This is a genomic window from Marinifilum caeruleilacunae, from assembly GCF_013141825.1.
GTDB lineage: Bacteria > Bacteroidota > Bacteroidia > Bacteroidales > Marinifilaceae > Marinifilum > Marinifilum caeruleilacunae.
Window position 1 is genome coordinate 156689 of record NZ_RZNH01000003.1, and the last position, 22312, is coordinate 179000.

At 39.4% G+C, this 22312-nt stretch carries 20 protein-coding genes; 6 read left to right on the plus strand and 14 right to left on the minus strand.

All coding sequences use genetic code 11. The features are described 5' to 3' along the window. Nucleotides 1-142 precede the first annotated feature (142 nt). The 5 genes from ELS83_RS03360 to ELS83_RS03380 all read left to right on the plus strand — a co-directional run bounded on the left by ELS83_RS03360 (nucleotide 143) and on the right by ELS83_RS03380 (nucleotide 5368). Entirely contained in the window at nucleotides 143-1297 is a 1155-nt protein-coding gene (locus ELS83_RS03360; protein WP_171594113.1) for a TlpA disulfide reductase family protein, read from the plus strand. 96 nt (nucleotides 1298-1393) lie between these two features. Further along, nucleotides 1394-2161: a UDP-2,3-diacylglucosamine diphosphatase gene (locus ELS83_RS03365; RefSeq protein ID WP_171594114.1), complete on the plus strand. Its 768-nt coding sequence runs from the start codon at nucleotides 1394-1396 to the stop codon at nucleotides 2159-2161. Between the two features lie 74 nt (nucleotides 2162-2235). Then, nucleotides 2236-3609, plus strand: a complete 1374-nt coding sequence (locus ELS83_RS03370) for a DNA recombination protein RmuC (RefSeq protein ID WP_171594115.1) — start codon at nucleotides 2236-2238, stop codon at nucleotides 3607-3609. Nucleotides 3610-3810: 201 nt separating this feature from the next. Continuing rightward, nucleotides 3811-4623, plus strand: a complete 813-nt coding sequence (locus ELS83_RS03375; RefSeq protein ID WP_171594116.1) for a DUF3575 domain-containing protein — start codon at nucleotides 3811-3813, stop codon at nucleotides 4621-4623. A 49-nt stretch (nucleotides 4624-4672) separates the two neighbouring features. Then, nucleotides 4673-5368, plus strand: a complete 696-nt coding sequence (locus tag ELS83_RS03380; protein WP_171594117.1) for a DUF2927 domain-containing protein — start codon at nucleotides 4673-4675, stop codon at nucleotides 5366-5368. A 64-nt stretch (nucleotides 5369-5432) separates the two neighbouring features. Here the strand turns inward: ELS83_RS03380 and ELS83_RS03385 are convergent, their stop codons facing one another. The 9 genes from ELS83_RS03385 to ELS83_RS03425 all read right to left on the minus strand — a co-directional run bounded on the left by ELS83_RS03385 (nucleotide 5433) and on the right by ELS83_RS03425 (nucleotide 15913). Continuing rightward, nucleotides 5433-6602: a trans-sulfuration enzyme family protein gene (locus ELS83_RS03385; RefSeq protein ID WP_171594118.1), complete on the minus strand. Its 1170-nt coding sequence runs from the start codon at nucleotides 6600-6602 to the stop codon at nucleotides 5433-5435. A gap of 79 nt (nucleotides 6603-6681) precedes the next feature. Next, nucleotides 6682-8007: a 4Fe-4S dicluster domain-containing protein gene (locus ELS83_RS03390; protein WP_171594119.1), complete on the minus strand. Its 1326-nt coding sequence runs from the start codon at nucleotides 8005-8007 to the stop codon at nucleotides 6682-6684. Nucleotides 8008-8126: 119 nt separating this feature from the next. Beyond that, nucleotides 8127-10160, minus strand: coding sequence for a molybdopterin-containing oxidoreductase family protein (locus ELS83_RS03395; RefSeq protein ID WP_171594120.1), 2034 nt, complete (start codon nucleotides 10158-10160; stop codon nucleotides 8127-8129). 124 nt (nucleotides 10161-10284) lie between these two features. Next, a complete protein-coding gene (locus ELS83_RS03400) occupies nucleotides 10285-11439 on the minus strand; it encodes an outer membrane beta-barrel protein (protein WP_171594121.1) in 1155 nt (384 codons plus the stop codon). Nucleotides 11440-11627: 188 nt separating this feature from the next. Next, a complete protein-coding gene (locus ELS83_RS03405) occupies nucleotides 11628-12848 on the minus strand; it encodes an aminotransferase-like domain-containing protein (RefSeq protein WP_171594122.1) in 1221 nt (406 codons plus the stop codon). 51 nt (nucleotides 12849-12899) lie between these two features. Beyond that, nucleotides 12900-13808, minus strand: coding sequence for a thiamine pyrophosphate-dependent enzyme (locus tag ELS83_RS03410; RefSeq protein ID WP_171594123.1), 909 nt, complete (start codon nucleotides 13806-13808; stop codon nucleotides 12900-12902). Next, nucleotides 13801-14991: a transketolase C-terminal domain-containing protein gene (locus tag ELS83_RS03415; protein WP_171594124.1), complete on the minus strand. Its 1191-nt coding sequence runs from the start codon at nucleotides 14989-14991 to the stop codon at nucleotides 13801-13803. The genes ELS83_RS03410 and ELS83_RS03415 overlap by 8 nt, the downstream gene beginning before the upstream one ends. Nucleotides 14992-15067: 76 nt before the next feature. After that, nucleotides 15068-15361 carry a 4Fe-4S binding protein gene (locus ELS83_RS03420; RefSeq protein WP_171594125.1) on the minus strand — a complete coding sequence of 98 codons (294 nt, stop codon included), beginning with the start codon at nucleotides 15359-15361 and terminating at the stop codon, nucleotides 15068-15070. Nucleotides 15362-15373: 12 nt separating this feature from the next. After that, nucleotides 15374-15913 carry a 2-oxoacid:acceptor oxidoreductase family protein gene (locus tag ELS83_RS03425; RefSeq protein WP_171594126.1) on the minus strand — a complete coding sequence of 180 codons (540 nt, stop codon included), beginning with the start codon at nucleotides 15911-15913 and terminating at the stop codon, nucleotides 15374-15376. Between the two features lie 291 nt (nucleotides 15914-16204). Between ELS83_RS03425 and ELS83_RS03430 the strand changes: the two genes are divergently transcribed. Then, on the plus strand, nucleotides 16205-16663 hold the full coding sequence (locus ELS83_RS03430) for an Lrp/AsnC family transcriptional regulator (RefSeq protein WP_171594127.1): 459 nt from the start codon (nucleotides 16205-16207) through the stop codon (nucleotides 16661-16663). Between the two features lie 71 nt (nucleotides 16664-16734). Here the strand turns inward: ELS83_RS03430 and ELS83_RS03435 are convergent, their stop codons facing one another. The 5 genes from ELS83_RS03435 to napA all read right to left on the minus strand — a co-directional run bounded on the left by ELS83_RS03435 (nucleotide 16735) and on the right by napA (nucleotide 22274). Beyond that, nucleotides 16735-17082, minus strand: coding sequence for a chaperone NapD (locus ELS83_RS03435; RefSeq protein ID WP_171594128.1), 348 nt, complete (start codon nucleotides 17080-17082; stop codon nucleotides 16735-16737). A gap of 117 nt (nucleotides 17083-17199) precedes the next feature. Next, nucleotides 17200-17778 carry a nitrate reductase cytochrome c-type subunit gene (locus tag ELS83_RS03440; RefSeq protein ID WP_171594129.1) on the minus strand — a complete coding sequence of 193 codons (579 nt, stop codon included), beginning with the start codon at nucleotides 17776-17778 and terminating at the stop codon, nucleotides 17200-17202. A gap of 44 nt (nucleotides 17779-17822) precedes the next feature. Next, complete coding sequence (napH, locus tag ELS83_RS03445) at nucleotides 17823-18620, minus strand: quinol dehydrogenase ferredoxin subunit NapH (RefSeq protein ID WP_171594130.1); 798 nt, start codon at nucleotides 18618-18620, stop codon at nucleotides 17823-17825. 11 nt (nucleotides 18621-18631) lie between these two features. Then, entirely contained in the window at nucleotides 18632-19423 is a 792-nt protein-coding gene (gene napG, locus ELS83_RS03450) for a ferredoxin-type protein NapG (RefSeq protein ID WP_171594131.1), read from the minus strand. Nucleotides 19424-19484: 61 nt separating this feature from the next. Next, complete coding sequence (napA, locus tag ELS83_RS03455; RefSeq protein WP_171594132.1) at nucleotides 19485-22274, minus strand: nitrate reductase catalytic subunit NapA; 2790 nt, start codon at nucleotides 22272-22274, stop codon at nucleotides 19485-19487. Nucleotides 22275-22312: the final 38 nt, after the last annotated feature.

Below are 22312 nucleotides of genomic sequence, written 5' to 3' on the forward strand. Positions count from 1 at the left end.
AATTTCCGCCTGAAGTTTCGCAGCCCTTTGGCTTTGGAAATGGATGTAAAATCGTTCAATACTTCCAAAGCTTTTGATTTTAAACATTTTGATAGCGAAACCTAGCTTAATAGCAGTTTAAATAACACAATCGAGACATCGTATGAGAAAACTATTATTTGTACTTCCACTGGTTTTATTTTGGGCTTGTGGCCAAAAAGGAAATGTTAGCATCGAAGGAAAAATTGATAACGCAGAAGGCAAAACTTTGTATTTGGACCATTTACATGTTGCCAATACAACAACTATTGATTCTGTTACACTTGATGAAGAAGGTAGATTTGAATTTGATGTAAATGTGATTCAACCTGAATTTTATTTGTTGCGTTTATCGAATGGTAAATTGCTAACCCTTTTGGCTGAAGAAAACGATAAGATGCTGGTATATAGCAAGGCCGAAAACATGAACAAAAAGTATATTGTTGAAGGATCGAAAGGTTCGAAGCTTGTAAAGCAAATTAACGATACTTTAAATGTTACTAAGGCGAAAATTGCCAAGATCCGTAAGCAGTTGGAAGAGAAGAAAAAGGATGCTGATTTCTCGACTGTTTCGCAAAATTTAGTGGCTGAATATGTACAGGCCATTCAGGCGCAGAGAGAGTTTTCTATCGATTTTATCATGCAAAATGCTACATCGCTGGCAAGTTATATGGCTTTGTACCAGAAAATCGATGACAAAACCTTTACCCTGAACGAAAACAAGGACATTCAGTTCGTGAAAATTGTTGCTTCGTCGATGCGTGCGCTTTATCCTGAGCATGAATACACCAAAGCAATTTTGGCCAACTATAAAACATTGGAAAAAAGAATGTCGAACCTTAACATTGCCAATATGATTAAGGAAAAAGGCAGAAACTTTCCAGAAATTAAGTTGCCTGATACCAATGGCAAAGAGGTGGCATTATCGTCTTTAGACGGGAAATTTATCATTCTAAGTTTCTGGGCTTCCCAGGATGCCAATTCTCGCAAGCAAAACCAAACCTTAAAGAAAATCTACGACAAGTATAAAAACAAAGGTTTAAGAATTTACCAGATTTCGGTTGATCAGGATGAAGAGCTTTGGAAAAAGGCCATTAAAGAAGACAAGATGAACTGGATTAATGTTTGTGATCCTAAAACCGGTAGTGGTTACGCTGCCCGCTTGTTGAATGTACAACGTGTTCCTGCCAACTACCTTATCGATCAGAGAGGTGAAGTTGTTGGGAAAGATCTGTTTACCAGACGACTGGAAGAGAAAGTTGCCGAATACGTAAAGTAATACAACAATAATATATTAAATGCCTAAAGTATAAAGGTGAAAACTTATTTTCATTACTTTTAAACTTTAGGCATTTTAAGTACTTGATACTTTCATATGAGTGAGAATAAAAAAATATATTTCGCATCGGATGTACATTTGGGTGCGCCAGCTTTGAATAACAATCGCGAACGCGAATTGCTTTTTGTAAAATGGCTGGATATGGCAAAAAAAGATGCCGAAGCCATTTACCTGATGGGCGATATTTTTGACTTTTGGTTTGAGTACAAACGTGCTGTACCAAGAGGTTTTACCAGGGTTCTGGGCAAACTTGCCGAAATTACCGACTCGGGCATCCCGGTACACTTTTTTACCGGAAACCACGACATTTGGGTTTTCGATTACCTGCCAAGCGAAATTGGAGTAATTGTGCATCGCGATATTGTGAAAACACAGCTTCAGGGCAAGAAATTTTTTCTTGGACATGGCGATGGCCTTGGACCTTACGACAAGGGATATAAGTTTCTTAAAAGCATTTTTACCAATAAATTTTTACAATGGTCCTTTGCCAGGATTCACCCCAACTTTGCCATATGGCTGGCACACAAATGGTCGGGCCACAGCCGATTGAGCAATGGCATGATAGAGGCGGAAAATTTTAGAGGAGTAGATAAGGAATGGCTGGTGCTTTTTGCAAAAGATGAGCTAAAGAAAGAACATTTCGACTATTTTGTATTTGGGCACAGACATTGGCCCTGCGATATCGATTTGAATGGGAAGAGCAGGTACATTAATACCGGCGATTGGGTAACCAACTTTACCTATGCTGTTTTGGATAATGGGATGATGGAGCTAAAGGAGTTTGAAAAACCGAAAGCCAAATAAAAGATCACGAATTAAACGAAAAGACTCATAACAGTTTATCAGGCAAACTTTATTTGTGTAAACAATAAAATAAGATGGAATATTTATATATCGGAATTGGAATTCTAAAAGGCTTCATTATCGGGTGGTTGGTAATGAGAAAAAAAGTGACCCAACAAGCCACTCTGGGCCGCGAAGAGCTATTGAAACAGGAGAATGATTTTATCAAGGAAAAATCGGAATTATCGCATCAATTATCGATACTGGAAGAGCGATTGGCTAACATAAAACGAGAAAAAGAAGAAGCCGCGAATTTATTGAGCGAAGAAAGGGAGAAAAACGATAAGCTCACCCGTTCGGTCTCGATTTCGGCTACCGAAAGAAAGAATTTAGAGGAGCGCCTGGAGAACCAGAAAAATGAACTGGAAGAATTGCAAAAGAAATTCACTACCGAGTTCGAAAACATTGCCTCTAAAATACTGAAAGAAAACACCAAAGAATTTACCAGTTCGAACCAAAAGAATATGGATGATATTCTGGGTCCGATAAAGGAAAAGTTAAGCTCCTTTGAGAAGAAAGTTGAGGAAACCTATGATAAAGAGCTGCGTGATAAGATAAGCCTGAAAGAGGAAGTGAAGAAACTTTACGACCTGAATGCTAAAATTAGCGATGAAGCCAATAACCTGACCAAAGCCTTAAAAGGCGATGTAAAAAAACAGGGAAATTGGGGTGAAGTTGTACTGGAAAGAATTTTGGAACGCTCGGGTTTAACAAAAGGAGAAGAATACGAGCGCGAAGTGGTGACCCAAAACATCGAAGGACAGACCATTCGCCCAGACGTAATCATACGTTTACCAGAAGAGAAGCATGTGATTGTAGATTCGAAAGTTTCGCTGGTTGCCTACGAAAGATTTGTGAATTCCAATGGGGAAGAAGACAAGGATAAGTTCCTGAAAGATCATATCACTTCGATGAAAGCACATGTGAAGGAATTGGCTGACAAGCATTATCAAAGTTCAGAGGAATTAAATTCGCCTGATTTTGTTTTGATGTTTGTTCCAATTGAATCTTCATTTGCCATGGCGGTGCAAGCCGACCAGGAATTGTTCAGCTTTGCGTGGGAAAATAAGATTGTAATTGTGAGCCCTTCTACCCTGCTGGCTACACTGCGCACCATTGCTTCGATCTGGAAACAGGAACACCAAAACCGAAATGTATTGGAGATTGCACGCCAGGGTGGAGCACTTTACGACAAATTTGTTGGTTTTGTGGATGATATGATCAGCCTGGGCCGTCAAATGGATACAGCTAAAAAAACCTACGCCACATCGATGAATAAATTAACCGATGGTCGTGGTAACCTGGTTAGAAGTGCCGAAAAAATTCGAGAACTGGGTGCTAAAGTGAAGAAAAAGCTGCCACAGGCCTTAATCGACCGAATGGATGATGCTCCAACACTAAATGAATAATTTAATCAACAGATATTTCTAAAAGCCGCGAATTTTCGTGGCTTTTTTTGTATCCATATGATTCAAAAACTGTCATTCTTCGAAAAAATTAAATCACATTTTGATAAACTGATAAAAATCTTTATGTTTGATTATCAATAAAATTAAATTACCTGCCAGTAATTTATTGAACCATGTAATCAAAGACCAAAAAACCACATCATGAAAAAGTTATTATTGGGAAGCATTGCCTTCTTTTGTGCTTTTTATCAGCTCAATGCACAAGATCGAATCCTTAAAACAAACCAGGATACCATACACTGTATCGTAAAAGAGATCAATACCGACGAGGTAAAATACATTCTCCCAGAAACCTCCAGTAGTATCCTTTTTGGGATCGATAAGAATGACATTATCAAAATTATTCTGGAGAATGGAAAAGAGTTGAGTTTTTCTCATTCATTGTATGGTGCAAAAACCTATGAGAACCAGAAAAAACATGCCATAAAACTGAATTTTCTGGCTCCCTTAACAGGTAACACCACCATATCTTATGAACGTCTAATACGACCTTCGAGAAGTTGGGAGGCCAGTCTGGGAATTATAGGACTTGGAGTGGATAATAATGATGAAAATCCGAGAGGAGCCTTTGCTAAATTTGGAATAAAGTATATCAAAAATCCAGATTTCTATTTGAAAGGAATGCGATATGCCCACGTGCTTAAAGGTACTTATGTGAAACCAGAATTATGCTTCTCGGTTTATTCTCTGGACAACAGCTATGATTACTATTGGGGCAGTATGCTTTCAACCCGAGATGAAAGATATACAAATTGGGCAATAGCTTTTAATATTGTTGTGGGTAAGCAATACGTTTTTAACGATAATTTCCTCCTTGATTTCTACATCGGTGCAGGATATGGATACAGACATGATCATGACGATGAAGTTTATCATTATGGATTTCTGGGAGCTGATTCGGATACCCCATTAACCATTACGGCAGGATTGAAAATTGGTTTGTTGCTGAAGTAAAATTTATCAACAATTCACAGACAATACTACATATTACTTAATCAAAACAATGAATCTTAAATCAAAACGTAACACAATCATCAAAAGAGTTTTACCATTGATGATTGCATTCTCTTTTTGTGCTTGCACAGAAAACAAATCAGAGCTTACTACACTTTGCGACAGCTATTCGACAGATGCCATCTCATATTTTTCCGAGGTTGGATTCAGGGATCATCAAAACATGCAAAGATGGGCGAAGGATATTAAAATATTGGTAAGCGAGAGCAACAATCCAAGCGATTTAAAAGCCATAGATGATTTTATTGAAACTTTCAACCAATATGCATTTGGAATTAGAATGAAAAGAGTAACGAGTGAGGGAAATCTTGAAATAAAATTTCATGACAATGAAAAACTGAATCCCAAAAGACTAAATGGATTGTGTACCACTGAAGTACCTATGTTTTCAAATCATATCACATCGGCAAACATTTTAATTGTACCATTTAATAGTGATGAGACAAAACGCAGAGTTATTCATAGAGAACTACTAAAAGCAATTGGTTTAAAGCCAACAAATCAGGAGTACGACGAGTACAATTTAATGGGTAAATACACCTTTAAATCAATTGAAGATAGTGAGAATAAATTATATGATTTTCGAGTTCCAAATCTTGATAAACAAGCCATTCGCTTACTCTATGATTACAAGTTAGAAGCAGGATTGAAAAGAGATGTATTTCTAAAAGCTGTAAATGGCTAAATGTTTTAAAACAATAAATAGCTGTATCGAAGGAAATCAACTCCTTTGATACAGCTTCAATATTTTAAATTTCCTCCAAGGCAGTTTCTATCCAGCCTTTCAATTTTTCAATATTTTCGATTCCTACTGAAAGTCGAATGGTTCCAGGCAGTGGATATTTCGCACCCCAAACCGGCTCTACTGGCAACAATATAGTGTCTACTTCGCCAAGTGTTGGTACCAATGGAATGCTGTCTTCCAGAGCAGCTACAAATCGATTGCATTTCTCTCGTTTGTCTTCATCCGATTCGCCCTTGATATCGAAAGTAACCATGCCTCCAAAACCTTTATTGCCAAATAAAGCCACGGCTTCTTTTCGGGTTGGGTGCGATTCCAAACCTGGGTATAAAACTTCTTCAATTTTTGGATGTTTTTGCAGGTATTCTGCCAAAGCAAGCGCATTATCGCAATGTTGCCTGAAGCGCAATTCGAAACTTTTAAGCTGTGATCCCAATCGGTAGGCATCATCGGGACTTAAAAAATGACCAGCCCATTTACGATACTCGATTGCTTCCTTCAGTAACTCCTCATCGTTTCCACAAATTACACCGGCTGTAATGTTTCCATGGCCGCTCATGTATTTGGTGGCCGAATGAATTACAAGGTCGGCTCCGTCTAACAATGGTTTCCACAAATAAGGTGTTCCAAAAGTATTATCTACAATAATTTTACAATCGTGCTGCTTGGCCAGTTCCATAATTCGTTTTACATCGGCAACAATTAACATTGGGTTCGAAACGGCTTCGAAGTACAAAAATTCCGGCTGAATTTCCTTCAGCATTCTTTCCAGTTCTTCAAAATCGTATAAACCATTGTTGGCATAAAATCGATGCACATCCAGGTTACGGCGCTTAATCAGTACGGTATCAATAAAGGAGTTGGTTCCACCATAAATTTCGTGAAAGAAGAGCCATGGTCGGGTATCTTTTCCTTTTTGAAAAACTGATACGGCAACATCAATGGCAGCCATTCCGGTTTCTACCAGTAATGCCCAATTACAGCATTCGAGTTCCATAATTTGTTGCTCAACTGCTACGGTGGTTGGGTTGCGATATCGTGAATAGATATAGTTTTCGGGCTCGTGCGGATGATCCAATTCTGCAGCAAAAGCCTCTTTTGTGGTTTTCGAATCTTTTAGGTTGAATCCCGCTTCACGATAAAGCGGAGTGTGCGATGCATTGATGTTTTTTTTCATGGCATATGAGTAATTGTGTGTCCCAATAGTTATCGAGAGTTAGATTGTATGATTGAGTAAGTTTGAATCTTCGTAATTTTTAACTCGTCATTCTTAATTGTTTCTCCGGTGTGATCACATCCGATTCATGATAGAATTCTGCCCTATCGATAATTTCGCCAACAAATACGATTGGTAATAGGATGGCAAGGCTTTGTTCCCATTCTAAATCAAATAGAAGATAAGGGATGAATAAACACAAAATTCGAAGCAGTGAAAGCATTGGAAAATAAGTAATATTCTTAGCTCTTAATGATATTTTTCTCCATGCGTACAAAATTGCTTTTAAAAGGATCATTGTCTCCAGTATAATAGAGATCCCGCCTATCCAGGCAAAGAAAAAGATGCCTGTAAGAACAACCATTCCTGAGTGGAGTAACAAATTGTCCTTTCTCTGCAAAAGTTTGTATACCATATCAACCGATATCAAGGCAAGAATTCCAAAAATCGAAGCTGCAATTCCGAACCAAATGTTGCCTGTAATTAATTGCAATCCTGTAAGTCCCAGAAATCCCGAAAAGGAGAATATTTCGCGACTTAACCATGAGCCTTTTAAGTTGAGAATAAAGCGCCACATGCGCATTTTTTTCCCAATGTGTAGCGATGTTAAGGCAATTGCCAGCACAGAAAGAATACTGAAAGGAAGCAATTGCATTGGCAAGAAGCTTAATAAATGAGCCGCCTGCCAGGCAAACAAACCAGCTACTGCAATGGTAAAGAGTACCAGTGTCCATTCCTTATCGAGGGCCACCTTATCTTTTGCTTTTGGTAGCCACTCCTTTATTTTCTTCGGGTCAATTTCTACCTTATCGGTGTTCTCAATTTTTGGAGTTGAGTGTTCTTCGCGTAATGGAATCAGCTGAATGGATGGTTTGATGCCCATATCAACAAAGCCAGGTGTTACACGATCTTCCTCTTTTAATGCCAGCTGACCGAAATCAAGTGCACCTACCGGACAAGCTTCGACACATGCAGGACGTTTTCCATCTGAAATTCTGTCGACACAGAAATTACATTTCTCGACAATTTTTGTTGTCGGGTTAAATTTTGGAGCATCATACGGACATGCCCAGGTACAATAAGTACAACCAATGCAAGCTTCGGCATGATGAATAATTGCACCCGTCTTCTCGTCGCGGGTGTAAGACAGTGCAGGACAGTTTTTCATGCAAGGCGCATCCTCACAATGGTTACAGGCCAAAGAGAAATGAAAGACAGGCAATCCTGGGTGTTTGATTTTATTCCCTGTATTTACCTCGCGCCAATTTACACGGAAATCGGTTCCATTTTCGATGCTGCAACCAGCCACGCAAGCATTACAAGCTACGCATTTGTTCGTATTGAATATGAATGAGTTTTTTTCCACGACCTCTAAAATTATAATTTCAAGTCAAACTTTTCTTTATCATTATTCTCAATTAGGACTGGTATCACTTACTTGATCGAAACAGTTCCTTAATCCAAATACTCGTTGATCATTGATCATTACTCATTATTAATTTTTTTAATATCGATCCAGGTATTGTGAAAGGCAGTTCCGTGCCCCATATCGGTTTCGCAGCCTTTGGTAAACAAGTTAGGCGCAGCTCCCAAATGCGACTGATGACCATTGGTCAGAACTACATTTTTTCGACGCAAGCCCATATCGTATTGAAGTTTTACTTCCGCTCTTCCCTGCTGGTTATACATTTCCACTTTTTCTCCATTTTTCATGTTCAGCTCTTCTGCATCGAGCGGATGAACGAAAAGATAAGCTTCAGGTTCGAATTGTTTGATCACATTCAGATTTCCAAACTGAGAATGAATTCTGTTTTTCGAATTGGGAGATATCAGTTGAAACTGAAATTCACTTTGCTTTTCCAATGGCACATAATCGGGCAATTCATCAACTCCCCACATATGTTTTGCCAGTTTGCTATACAGCTCAATTTTTCCCGAGGCTGTAGGAAAACGGTGATCCGAGAAGGGAATTTCTTCGAAGCTATTGGCCAATTGTGGCCTTTTCTTCAATTCCTCCAGGCTCAGCTCGGGAAATTCTTTTAAGAATCCGTTCAGGTATTCTTCAACGGCTTCATCTGTAGGTTCGGGTATATTTTCTTGTATCTCACTTTCCTCGAAGCCCAACTTTTTTGCCAAAAGGTAATAGATTTCACTTTCAGGTTTCACTTCTCCTGCCGGCTCCATTACTTTTTGTCGCAATTGCACATATGGATTCCAGTATGAACCAATGATATCGGTCTGTTCGAACATATTTTTGGCAGGCAGAATTAAATCAGCCTCCAATGTGGTATCAGTCATAAACTGATCCACAACAACTCTAAAATCTGCCTTTCTAAATGCTTTTCTGATTTGATTGGTATCCGGATTTTGAGATAAAGGATTTCCCCTTTCCACCCAAATGAATTTGACCTCAGGATCGGAGATCTTCAACAAATCTTCACCCAATTTGGCTACCGATATCTTTCTTCTAAAACTTGGGTGTTCGCATCCCGGGAAGTATGATTCCGGTTCTTTCAAATCATCGAAAACATAACTCTGCAAGTTCGCATAGTGAAAGCACGCTCCTGCTTTTCCAATATTTCCGGTGATTACCGATAGGGCCAAAATACAGCGTGTTGTCTGGCCACCATTCTCGTATCGTTGCATTCCATAACCCGGAATGAGGGTCATGGCATCGCTGCTTCCTATTTGACTGGCCAATTCCTGAATGGCTGCAATCGGAATACGACATATTTCTGATACTCTTTCGAGTGTATAAGTTTCTACTCTTTCTTTAAATTGCTCGAAACCATTCACATATTTGCTGATGAAATCATGATCGATCCAATCATTCTGAATCAATTCCCTGGCAATTCCCAGGGCCAATGCCCCATCGGTTCCCGATTGAATCTGGAACAAGGAATTGGCTCTTTCGCTGGAAGGTGTTCTGCGGGGATCAACTACAATGAGTTTTGCCCCTTTTTCCTGTGCTTTTTCAATCGGGATCATCTCCTGTATATTGGTCTCGGCAGGATTTTTCCCCCACAATACAATCAGTTTTGCATTTTCGAGATCCCAGGGTGCATTGTGCTTGTTGGCTCCCAATGTTAATCTTGTTGCCTCTAAACCTGCCGGCCAACAAAGGTTCCCATAGCAGGTTGTGGCGCCTCCAAACAGTTTCCAGAAATTTGCCCCAACACCATTCAATAGGCCAGACATGCCACTGGCTGCGAAATAAAGAACAGAATGTGGCCCATCAATTTGCTTGCAATCAGTCAGTTTATCACTAATAATTTCCAATGCCTCTTCCCAGGAAATTCGATCGTATTTTCCCTCTGCAATTCGCTTCAGCGGATATAAAATCCTTTCCCTGGAATTGGCTCTTTCTACATAAGCCAAACCTTTAATACATGGTCCTTCGGGTGTAGCCAGATTTTCAGGATGTGGATCAATTCCAATCACTCTATCATTTTCTACACGAACTTTAATGCTACAAGTACTGTAGCAGTTTCTAGGACAAGCTGTTGAATAGGTTTTCATTGTTTCAAATCTGAAAAATTCATCGAAAATTAATTAAAAAAAAGAAAAGGGAGTATATACAGACTGAATCATGTAAAATACACCCTAATGTGTTCTTTAAATGCAACGAGCTAACTACACCAAGTTACTTAGAAAGAATTAAAACAAATGAAAAACGATCTTCGTTAAAATTTACCTGCTGTCTGTCGTATAAAATACTACTTAACTTGTTGTATCTAAAATCAAATCTGGCATTAAACTTTTTGAATTTCTTTTCAACACCCATACCAGCCCAAAGACCAATTTGACTTTTATCCGTACTGAAGAAATTCAAAAGCTCTTCTGGTTCGGTATTCAAATCATTGGTTCTATAGATCATTGTGTAATGATCTATATTGAAATTAATATCTGCTACAAATCCAGCCAAAGCATGCCAATTCAATTTCTTCGTATGCAAATCATATTTCAAACCAAGTGGAATACTCAACTTTGTTGTTTTGATAAAATGTTCTTTATATGTTCCATAAAACGATGTGCCTTTAGCATCCAACTTGCATAACTGTGCTTCAATCTGGAAGCTAAATTTTTCGGATAGCCTTGGTGAAGAAATATTATAATATAATCCGATAAATGGAGACGTATGATTAAAATCATCTATGTACGAAGAAGTTTTAGCTTCATCTAAATAGAATCTATGAATATTTACGCCACCCACAGCACCATAATGAGTAATGGCCCAGGGAATATCTGCTTTGGTTTCTGTATATTCTTTTCCTCCTTTAATGTTATATTTTCGAACCAGCTCGGTCAAATACTTTTCTGAAAATCTGAAGTTTTTGCTATTTACCTGACCTTCCAAACGATCTTTAACCAGGAATAACATAATGCCTTTCCATCTTTTATTCTCAGTCTTTACCTCCTTGTCTTTAAGATATTGTTCCAAAATGTGAATCTCTCCACCATTTTTCTGCACATAATAAACAAGGTCTTTTTTGTAAAGACTAATTTCTCCTTCAATCAATGTTTCCACAAAAAAATCAGGAACTATACCACTGGCAAATGCCCTGATTCCATCTATGGAATATATCTTTAATTCAGCAGGTGAGTACTTGGTGATACTTTCACCTTGCTTAAACGTACAGGACTTGTAATTTTTCGATTTTAAGGTATATGCAATCTCACCTTTTATGGTGTCTCCATTGGAAGTTACAATATAACCTATTCTAAAATCGCCTTGAGCAAAAGACGAGAATGTGAGTAGACTTAGCAGTACGAAAAGTACGATAAAATGCTTTTTCATAATTCAATAGGGATTAGTAAAAATATAGTGCTTTAAACTATTATTTTTACATTACTTTTCCTATTATTATGTACTTAAAATAACTCTAAATTAAGCCTTTGTGTAACTTAAAATAAAATTTTATACCAGACACTGATAGAATATCAACATCCATCAGTGTCTGATCATATTTTATTTTTCTTAATCGATTAGCAAGTCTCAACCGCCACTTCTGCTTCGATAATTTCAGCCAGGCGTTGAATTCCTGCAATGGCCTTCTCGTTGTTCACATAAGAGAAGTTCAAACGCATGGTATTGCTACCTCCTCCATCGCAATAGAATACATTACCTGTTACGAAAGCCACTTTCTTTTCAATGGCTTTGTGGAAGAGCTCCATTGCATCCATATCTTCAGGAAGAGTGATGAACAGGAACATTCCTCCTTCTGGATGCGTCCATTTCACACAATCAGGCATGTGTTTTTCCATTTCGGCCAACATCACATCTCTGCGCTGGTGATACAAATCGATGGTTTTTTGCAGATTTTCTTCGAAAACACCAGATTGCATGTAGCGAATTGCTATTTTCTGAACAAAAGTTGGGGTACACAAATCAGACGATTGTTTGGCCACCACAATTTTATCATTCACATCTTTTGGTCCAAGAATCCAGCCAATGCGGAATCCCGGAGCAAAAATTTTCGAGAAAGTACCTAAAGTGATTACATGATCATCCTGATCCAAATCGTACATCAACCTTTGTGGTTCTCCATCGAATCTTACTTCACGGTACGGACAATCTTCAACAATCAGCACATCGTATTTGTGTGCCAAAGCAATAATTTCCAGACGACGAGATTCAGGCATGGTAATTCCTGTTGGGTTTTGAAAATCAGGAATAATGTAAATGAATTTCGGTTTGATGCCCTGATCTCTCAACTCAACCAATTTGGCTTCCAGAAGCTCAGCACTCATACCATACTCATCCATTGGTACACCTTCCATTTTGGCTCCATAAGCCTGGAAAGCACTGATACCGCCCAAATACGAAGGCAAACCACAGATAACTACATCACCCTGGTTTACAAAAACTTTTCCTACCAAATCCAAACCTTGTTGCGATCCGGTGGTTACAATCATATTCTCAAGTGAACACTGTACTCCCTCGTTCTGATACTTTTGAACAAGTAATTCTCTTAATTCGGTAACTCCCTCGGTTGCATCGTACTGAAGAACTGCTGCACCTTCTTCGCGCAACATATCCGAAACAATACTATCTAAAGCATCTACAGGAAATGATTCTGGTGCTGGTAAACCTCCTGCGAATGAAATGATCTCAGGATTTTGAGTCAATTTCAGAATTTCGCGAATTGCCGATCGCTTGTTGTTGTTACTGATTTGGGAAAAAGTTCCTTTTAAATCACTGATCATGTTATTTAGTTTATTGTTGTTTTGGTTTTGTTTATTGTTTCAGCCAATTGCTTACAGCCAATTTTTACGCATTCTTTCCCACTTCTTATCGCGGTTCTCAATTACGCATTGAATATCTGCATCGCTCATGTGCTTGAATCTTCCTTGTTTTTTCAGATAGTCTTCTACCGACCTGAACTCCTTCGGATTACGATTCAATTTGTATTCACCATCTTCGTATTCTGCAAGAAAAATCAAACCACAATCCACTGCATCCTTTGCAATTTCCACCGAAGTTTCGGTTGGTGTTCCCCATCCTGTTGGACATGATGCATACACATGAATAAAAGAAGCTCCTTTTACATGCTTGGCTTTGTTTACCTTATTCAGAAAATCCTGAGGATAACCAATACTAGCGGTGGCAGCATACTGAATATCGTGGGCAGCAATAATCTCAAACAAATTTTTCTTATGAGTTACCGTTCCCGGGATATTCTGACCTGCTGGAGTAGTAGTTGTTTTGGTTCCATAAGGCGTTAATCCACTTTTTTGGATTCCGGTATTCATATAGGCTTCGTTATCGTAACAGATATACAATACATCGTCGTTACGGTCTATCATTCCCGATAGCGCCTGAAAACCAATGTCGGCTGTTCCACCGTCGCCGGCAAACACTACGGTTTTGAAATCTTCTTGTCCCAAAGCTTTCGCTCCAGCAGCAATACCTGCGGCCATACTAGCCGAACCCGGGAAAGTTGTAATAATTGCATTGGAGTTGAATGCCATTTGAGGATAAATGAATCCTACTGCCGACATACATCCTGCTGGCAGAGCTGAATAAGTTCGCTCGCCCAATACTTTTAAAGCCAAACGTACAGCAATACTACCGCCACATCCGGCACAAGCTTTATGACCGTAGAAAAATTCCTTTTCGGTCATGTTTTTTGCATTCACTTTTGGGATATCTAATACTTTAGTCATTGCTTTCTACATTTAGGCTGAAAAATTCCACTGTTTCTTCACTCTTGTTTTCAAGTCCTGCGTATAACTTGTTATACATGTCTTCGATTTCAGCTTTGGTGATATCACGACCACCTAAACCGCCAACAAAATTGCTCTTGAATACATATTTATCGATTTGCGAAATGGCTGAGTTCACATTGGTGTATACTGTTCCTTCGTAACCAAAGGAAATGTCTTTGTCTATTACTCCAATTGCTTTCACTCTTTTTGCCAAATCTTTCACTTCCTCAACCGGGAATGGGCGCATGTAGCGAATTTTTAACAATCCAACTTTTTTGCCTTCTGCACGCATTTTGTCGATTACAACACGAACCGTACCGCAAACACTTCCTAATGCTACCAATACTACATCTGCATCTTCGCACATGTACTCTTCCACCATACCGTGGTATTTTCTGCCAAACATATCCGCAAAATCCTTATCGGTTTTGTGAATTACATCAATGGCATTAAACATGGCTTCGTTTTGCTGATATTTAAATTCGGTATTGTCATCAGGACGAGAACTGAAACCTAAATTTTTAGGATTCTCAAAAGACATTTTGTTTGGCGTTTCGAAAGCTGGCAAGAAATGATCTACCATTTCCTGATCAGGAATCTCTACCAATTCGTAAGTATGAGTCAGGATAAAGCCATCCAAGTTTACCATCATTGGTGTTAATACATCTTTGTGCTCCGCAATTTTATAGGCCTGAATGATCATATCCAATGCTTCCTGCGCATCTTCAACATATACTTGAATCCAACCCGAATCTAAAAGAGAAAGTGAATCTCTCTGATCGCCATAAATACTCCATGGCAAAGCAACTGAACGGTTGGCATTCATCATCACTACAGGCCAACGTCCGCCACTACAATAGTGTAAACCTTCGGCCATGTACAACAAACCTTGCGATGAAGATGCTGTAAAAGTTCTGGCGCCAACTGCGCTGGCACCCATGGTAGCAGAGATTGCAGAGTGCTCAGACTCTACGTGCATATATTCCGCATCCATCTCGCCTGCCTCTACCATTTCGGACAAACGTTCAACTGTGATGGTTTGCGGGGTAATTGGGTATGCAGCTACAACATGAGGACGAGATAATCTCACGCCCTGGGCTACTGCCTCATCACCTGATATAAAAACCTTATTATTTTTCATTTCGATTGTTTCTTAATTCTGTTTGCCAAAAACTGTTTAAATCAACACCTTTATGGCTCACCACTTTCAGCTTTACTTACTCTTTTTCCATTGCAATTGCATCTTTCGGGCACTCGTGGGCACAAACGCCACATCCCTTGCAATAGTCCATGTCAATTTTAATTTTGCCATTGTCTTTCATGATGGTTCCATCAGGACAAAGCAAATAGCAACGCAAGCAGTAAATACATTCGTCGTGATTTACTACAGGCTTGAAAGTTCTCCAACCTGCATTCTTTTCAGGAAGAAATCCAGCATCGTACTGAGGCCCGGTTGGGTAATCGTTTATGTGTTGAGGAATTTGGTATTCCGTATGTTTAGGACGACTCATTGTAATCAGTTCTTAATTGTTCATTAGTTCAAATGCTTTTTCTACAATCTGCTCATTTAGTTGGGCAAGTTTCGGCTTCATTTCGGTATGAATACTGGCAATTGCAGCTTCCTTACTAACCAAACCCGATGCAGCTGCCAAAGCTCCATACATTGCTGTATTGGTAATGGGTCTTCCCAATACTTCCATCGCTAAAGAAGTGGCATCGATCCCTTTCAATTCGAAGTCTTTTAGCTGTTCTGCGTACTGACTTACATCCTGGGTATTAATCAACACACAAGCGCCCGGTTTAATTCCTTTCTCGAATCCTGGAACAATTAAAGTTTCATCCATTACCACTACAAAGTCGCTTTCCTGCACCTCGCTGCGATCATGAATTTTGGTTTCATCAATTTTAGTGAATGCCAATACTGGCGCACCTCTACGCTCAGGTCCAAAAGATGGAAAAGCCAAAGCGTGCTTTCCGCCATGAACACTGGCAGCAATTCCTAACAAACGAGAAGCAGTAAATCCTCCCTGACCTCCTCGTCCATGCCATCTGATTTCTTTCATTATTTATTTAGTGTTTGTTTTTTCTTTTACTAAAAATTACACCTTTTACTACGGCTTTTTTCCCTTTTGGGGAGAAACTAAAAATCAAGAACCAAATCATGATTTATTCTTAATTGTTAATTCTTAGTTGAACATTGGCGTAATATAGTCTTGTAAAAATACCTAAGAGCCAAATGATTTACTAGTATTTAAAATAAATACAGAAAACTAATCTAGAAGAAATACATTTACTTAGAATTTATATCTTTACAAAAGCGCAAAAAAGGCATATCAATAGAAAAATTTTCTCTTATGGAAAATCTCGACAGAACAGATCGTAAAATTTTGGAACTGCTGCAGCAGGATTGTAGAATCACCATCAAGGAGTTAGCTGAGAAGTTACACCTGAGTAACACACCAGTTTATGAGCGGGTAAAAAAATTGGAAAGAAGTGGAATTATCAAGAACTATGTTGCCATGCTCGATCCTGAAAAAATAGACCGAAGCATGACGGTTTTTATCTCCATATTGCTCACCAAACACACCAGGGATGTGGTTGATTCTTTTCGTGAAGAAGCTTTGGCCTTACCCGAAGTGATGGAGTTTTACTACACTTCGGGTAATTTTGATGCCATGCTTAAGATTATGGTGAAGGATATGAACGAGTTTCAATATTTTATCCAGGAGAAACTTTCGAAATTTGAATTTCTAACTCGTTTCAATTCTACCTTTGTAATTGCTTCGTCGGAGAAGGTTGGCTTTGATTTGTGAAAGCACACCATTAAAATTCATATAACAATCACATATTCAATAAAAAAGGCCACCTAAGGTAGCCTTTCAATTTATAGTTTTTTCTTTTTCAGGTCTCCAGCATAGGAAATGATACCGGCATCTTTGCTGTTATCATTGAGCCAGGGTTTGATGCCGTCTGATTGATCAATTTTATCTCTCTCCTGATCCAATTCATCCTCGGAATAGGAATACATCATATCGGCAGAAAGCACATTTTTCATGGCCTGAATCTGCTTTAATTTGGCAATTTCTTCACTGATTCCTTCTCCTTCGATTGTGACAATTATTTTCCCCTCATCATGCAAATGGTAATCGCACAAATCACTCTCTTTAAGTTTGCCTACCAAATGTTCGGTATTCTCTGGCAATACACGAACTACTACACTGGATATATTCATCTTATTCCTCCTTTTGAGTGCTTACAAAGTTTGTAGAAATTTTCATCTAAAAAAATCTACATCATACTACTTTGGCTGTTGGATTTTTACAACTCACCAACAGCCAAATGCCAATTATTAGTTATTTACTCCGTCTCCAATATTATCCTGCAAATTGGATTCTTTGATCCCAAATTCTTCCCTGAATTCAACGGTAAACAGGTTTTCGATATCAATGGTAACTTCAGCCTGAGGTGCATGGCATTGCGAACAATTAAAATAAGCCATATTTAAATCTTTCACCTCTTTTACAAATACCTTATTGTCTTCTTTTGGATTTGAATACACGCCATCTTTCACATCCATTTGCGGACGCCAGCTTTGAAAATGGGTTTTCGAAATTTCACGTGCTCCCGACTCTTCCACTTTATCGGGCATGTGACAGCTCAAACAAATGTTATTGTCCATTTTAATTGGGAAAAAGCCAGCGGTTGTATGTGGAATCATAGGTGGCGCATTTTCAAATGAGCGTTCTATGGTTACTCCTACCTCTGGTTTTTCTTCATTAAAATTGGCCTTCATTTTAAAATTGGTTTCATCCGAATGCAAATCTGCATCAATAAAACCCAACTGATCTTCATCAATTGTTGTCTCTTTTGCCTGATTACAGGCTACTAAAAAGAACAAAGCAATTAGGGCTAGATATTGATATTTCATGTTTTTAGATTTTATTTTTATAATCCTGAAGTTTAGCTTATACATTATTTTTTAAGATCGAATTTTAGCGAATATTTCATGGCATCATCCTTACATACTTCTATGCATCTTCCGCAGTTGGTACAAGCTCCGCCACGAATATAATCGCTTTTCTTTCCTACGATAGACAGTACAGGTTCTTCCACACATACATCGAAACAGTCCATACAATTAGTACATTTTTCTTTGTTGTGTTTCACCTTAATTACAGCTTGTTTTCCCACAAGAGAATAAAAACCTCCCAACGGACAAATGTGTCCGCACCAACCTGCTTTTAAGATGAACAGGTCGACCAGGAAAACCACTGCAACAATTGCCCATCCGGCTCCCGAACCAAATACAATGGCCCTGTGAAGCATGGATATCGGACTGATTATTTCGAAGGCAGCCAAACCAAAAATTGCCGACACAATCAGGCTTAAAGCTAGAATGTAATACCTCAAATTTCTTGAAAGAGAGACTTTCGAATCACTTTCAATCTTTAAGATTCTGCGCAAGCGAAATGCAATATCAGAAATGATGTTCATCGGACAAATCCAGGAACAGAACATTCTTCCTCCTATTAATACATAGATCAGGAAGATGAGTAATGCTCCAAATAAAACCGAACTCGATGCAAGGAAACCAGACACTAAAATCTGGAGCACCGCATAAGGATCGCTCAAATGCAATGAATCTGCAATGATGGCTGAACTGTAATTGCCTCGCAGCAATTCCCATCCAAAATAGTTTCCTCCAACAAAAAGGAAGAGAATGGAAAGCTGAATGATTCGCCTTAGTAGTAAAAACTTCATATTTTTCATCAGCTTTTTATTTAGTCATCAATTAAATCATCATCATTTAAGTAGTCGATGGCAGATTTTACATCCTTATCGTCATCTGCTTTTTCAACATCCTCATTGATTCGTTGTTCATCTTTTTTCTCCCAGCTCTTGATGTAATGGTCGCCCACTTCTCCTGTTGATTTATCGAGAGGCAATACGAAAATGGCAGCTTTTTCGGCTACACAAGCCTGTTCGCATACGCCGCAACCTGTGCAAACATCGGAATGCACAATTGGAAGCAGTTTGGCATGTTTACCGGTTCTTTCGTTTACTTCATAATCGAGGGTAATGGCTTTATCAACCAAAGGACAAGCTCGATAACAAGCCTCGCAACGAATTCCCCAATAGGCCAGGCAGGATTCTTTATGAATCACTGCCAATCCCATTCTCGAATTAAGGATATCTGCCTTTTCATCTTCTTTGGTAAGTGCTTTTAAATCTAAAGCACCCGACGGACAAGAATCGGTACAGGGCATATCGGTGCAGAGGTAACAAGGAATTGTTCTGGGTTCGAAAAAAGGTGTTCCATTCGCAATACCATCGCCAGGTTCTGCCAGCTTTAAGGTATCGTAGGGACATGCTTCAACACATTGCCCACACTTGATACAAGCTTTCAGAAATTGTTTTTCTTTCAAAGCTCCTGGAGGACGCAGGACATAATCGGCCTTGGTGCTTGCGTTCACGGATTTCCCCCAAAGCAAGCCTCCACCGCCCATAAATACAGCTCCTTCCAGCATTCTTTGAATCACTTTTCTTCTTGTGGCCATAGATTCTTCTTTCATAGATATGAGTTTATAGAAGTGAGACAGGAGATATTCTCATATCTCACTTCTCATATCTTGTTTACGCTTTGCTTATTTTCACTGCACACTTCTTAAAGTCTGTCTCTTTCGACATCGGACAAGTGGCATCCAAACAAAGTTTGTTTACAAATACCTTCTCATCGAACCAAGGGATATAAATCAGACCTCTTGGCACACGATTTCTTCCACGTGTTTCGATGTGAGCTTTAATGCGTCCACGTCTGGATTCTACCCAAACTAAATCGCCTTCTACCAGGCCTTGCTCAGCAGCATCTTTTGGGTGAATGTAACAAAGAGCTTCCGGAACTGCTCGGTACAACTCTGGTACACGCATGGTCATGGTTCCCGAATGCCAGTGCTCCAATACACGACCTGTACACATCCAGTATGGATACTCTTTATCTGGCACCTCTGGTGCTTCCATATATGGTCTGAAGAAGATCTTTGCTTTGTTTGCCAGATCGATTTTTGGTTTAGACATATCAGGTTTTGAAATGGATCCCTGTGGCATTTTCTTCAATGCTTTTCCGTAGAATGCAAATGGTCCAACTCCTGCTTTTTTGGCATACACATCATATTCTGAGTTGAAACGCCATAAGGTTTCTTTTCCATCAACAACAGGCCACTTTAATCCACGACAGTGGTGGTAGGTGTCAAAGTCGGCCAAATCGTGACCATTTCCAATACCAAACTGGCGGTATTCTTCCCAAATGTATTTGTGGATAAAGAATCCATATCCTTCAAATGGTTTTCCATCAGATCCTTTTACCTTACGCTTATCACCTGCTGCTTCGGTGTTGATTCTGCCTTCTCCAATTGGATCTGGCCAAGCATACTTCTTGGCATCTTCGTTGGCAAACAAGACATCGTAAAGGGTATCATCAGGTGAATAACCCATTGCTTTTGCGCCTTCTAAAACATCAGGAAGTCCATCCTTTAAACCAGGAACTTTTTGTGCTCCCCAAACTTCGCTTAGCTTGAATCGCTTGGCGAGTTCTACAAATTGCCACACATCAGGCATTGCTTCACCTACTGGCGTTACCTGCTGTTTCCAGTGCTGGGTTCTGCGCTCTGCATTTCCATATGCGCCCCACTTTTCGTAAATCATTGCCGAAGGCAAAATCAAATCGGAAACTTTGGCCGAAATGCCAGGGTAAGCATCGGAACAAACAATAAAGTTATCCATTTCACGTGCTGCACGAATCCAGTGGTTGGCATTGGCAGTATTCATATATGGATTACAAACATTGATCCATGCAAATTTGATTTTTCCATCCTCAATATCGCGGTGGATTTTCATTAAATGACTACCCACTTTTGGATTAATGGTTCCTGCAGGAACTTTCCACAATTTCTCGGATATTTCACGGTGTTTTGCATTGGCAACAACCATATCAGCTGGCAGGCGATGTGCAAATGTACCTACCTCGCGAGCAGTTCCACATGCCGATGGCTGGCCTGTTAAACTAAAGGCACCATCACCCGGCTTCGATTGTTTTCCCAGTAAAAGGTGAACCATATAGGCTTGCTCGTTTACCCATGAACCCCTTGTATGCTGATTGAATCCCATGGTCCAGTAGGAACAAACCTTTCGTCCTTCTTCAATATATAAATCAGCCAAAGCTTTTAGTTTCTTCTTGTAGTCTTCCATCGATTCTTCAGGGTCACCTTTAGAAACGCTGGCTACATAATCCAAATCGTAAGGCTTTAATGCTTTCTTAAACTCCTCGTACTGAATAATCCAGTGATTCACAGCCTTGTTACGATGTTTCATTTCCATCATATCACCTTCCTTGTAACCAAGGTATGCTAAAGCTTTTCCTTCATCAGCAGTCAGCTTCTTAGCTACTTCGTGCTTTACGGTTTCTTTTTCCTTATCGGTGAATTTTGGATGATCAGGCGTACGCATTCCATAGCCTATATCCACAAAACCTGTTGCAAACACGGTATATTTCTTTACAAAATCCCAATCGATTGCCTCTGGCTGATTGTATACAATTTCGTGAGCAATGTAGTTCCAGATTGCCAAATCGGTATTTGGTTTGAAGATGATTTCGATATCAGCCAAATCGGAAGTACGATTGGTATAAGTGGAAAGGTTCACCACCTTGGTTCTATCTGGATTACTTAATTTATTTTCGGTAATTCTCGACCAAAGGATCGGGTGCATCTCGGCCATATTTGCCCCCCAGGTTACAACGGTATCGGTAATTTCCATATCGTCGTAGTTTCCTGCTGGCTCATCGATACCAAAGGCCTGTATAAATGCCACTACGGCCGATGCCATACAATGGCGGGCATTTGGGTCGATATTGTGAGAACGGAAACCTGCCTTCATCAATTTTGATGCTGCATAACCTTCCATAATGGTGTACTGGCCTGAGCTAAAAATTCCGATTCCGGTTGGTCCCAATTCCTGCATCGCCGATTTCATGTGCTTTTCCATTTCGTCGAAAGCACGTTCCCAGCTTATTGCTTTAAACTTTCCGTTTTTACTAAAGTTTCCATTCTCGTCGACACGAAGTAAAGGTTTTTTCAGACGGTCGGCACCGTACATTATTTTTGCATTAAAATATCCTTTGATACAGTTCAACCCACGGTTTACAGGAGCCAGTGGATCACCTTTTACAGCAAGTATTTTATCATCTTTTGTGGCAATCATGATACCACAACCTGTTCCACAGAAACGACATACAGCCTTATCCCATGTCCAGCCACTTTCGGCTTCGCGAGCTTCTGCTTTCAGAGTTTCAGGTACAGCAACTCCAACTGCGGTTGCAGCGGCGATTGCTGCCGAACTCTTTAAAAAATCACGCCTTGCAAGTTTCATATATTTTGATTTTTTTATTTTCTACAATTATTACTTAA